The 1270-nt window shown below is 51.2% G+C and carries 1 tRNA gene and 1 rRNA gene; both read right to left on the reverse strand.

Annotation, left to right across the window (positions count from 1 at the left end):
* Positions 1 to 35: 35 nt before the first annotated feature.
* Positions 36 to 109: transfer RNA gene (locus H344_RS0116810), tRNA-Ile, on the reverse strand.
* A gap of 95 nt (positions 110 to 204) precedes the next feature.
* Positions 205 to 1270 (reverse strand): 16S ribosomal RNA (locus tag H344_RS0116815); the annotation flags it as partial.

Genomic DNA, 1270 nt, shown 5'->3' on the forward strand with positions numbered 1-1270 from the left:
CTCAAACAAACTTCTCGTCTGTCTTTCGACTTTAGTAGTCTCAGGCAGACTCGAACTGCCGACCTCTACATTATCAGTGTAGCGCTCTAACCAGCTGAGCTATGAGACTCACTATATTGATCACTAAAATCATTTAAAATATGTAAAAACAGAAAACCGAAAAAACGAGCCCTTAACATTCACCTAAAATGGCAAATTCTCTAGAAAGGAGGTGTTCCAGCCGCACCTTCCGGTACGGCTACCTTGTTACGACTTAGCCCTAGTTACCGATCTTGCCCTAGGCCGCTCCTCGCGGTGACGGACTTCAGGCACTCCCAGCTTCCATGGCTTGACGGGCGGTGTGTACAAGGCCCGGGAACGTATTCACCGGATCATGGCTGATATCCGATTACTAGCGATTCCAGCTTCACGGGGTCGAGTTGCAGACCCCGATCCGAACTGTGACCGGCTTTATAGATTCGCTCTGCCTTGCGACATGGCTGCTCTCTGTACCGGCCATTGTAGCACGTGTGTGGCCCAGGACGTAAGGGCCGTGATGATTTGACGTCATCCCCACCTTCCTCGCGGTTTGCACCGGCAGTCCCGTTAGAGTCCCCATCATAACATGCTGGCAACTAACGGCAGGGGTTGCGCTCGTTATAGGACTTAACCTGACACCTCACGGCACGAGCTGACGACAACCATGCAGCACCTTGTAATCTGTCCGAAGAAAACTCTATCTCTAAAGCTGTCAGACTACATTTAAGCCCTGGTAAGGTTCCTCGCGTATCATCGAATTAAACCACATGCTCCACCGCTTGTGCGGGCCCCCGTCAATTCCTTTGAGTTTCATCCTTGCGGACGTACTCCCCAGGTGGGATACTTATCACTTTCGCTTAGCCACCCAGCATTGCTGCCGGACAGCTAGTATCCATCGTTTACGGCGTGGACTACCGGGGTATCTAATCCCGTTCGCTCCCCACGCTTTCGTCCATCAGCGTCAGTATATGGTTAGTAACCTGCCTTCGCAATCGGTATTCTATGTGATATCTATGCATTTCACCGCTACACCACATATTCTAGTTACTTCACCATAACTCAAGACCACCAGTATCAAAGGCAATTCTACGGTTGAGCCGCAGACTTTCACCCCTGACTTAATGGCCCGCCTACGGACCCTTTAAACCCAATGATTCCGGATAACGCTCGGATCCTCCGTATTACCGCGGCTGCTGGCACGGAGTTAGCCGATCCTTATTCTTACGGTACCGTCAGTAGAGCACACGTGCCC

Origin of the sequence: Arenibacter latericius DSM 15913, assembly GCF_000424985.1 — a bacterium.
In the GTDB taxonomy this organism is placed as follows: Bacteria; Bacteroidota; Bacteroidia; order Flavobacteriales; family Flavobacteriaceae; genus Arenibacter; species Arenibacter latericius.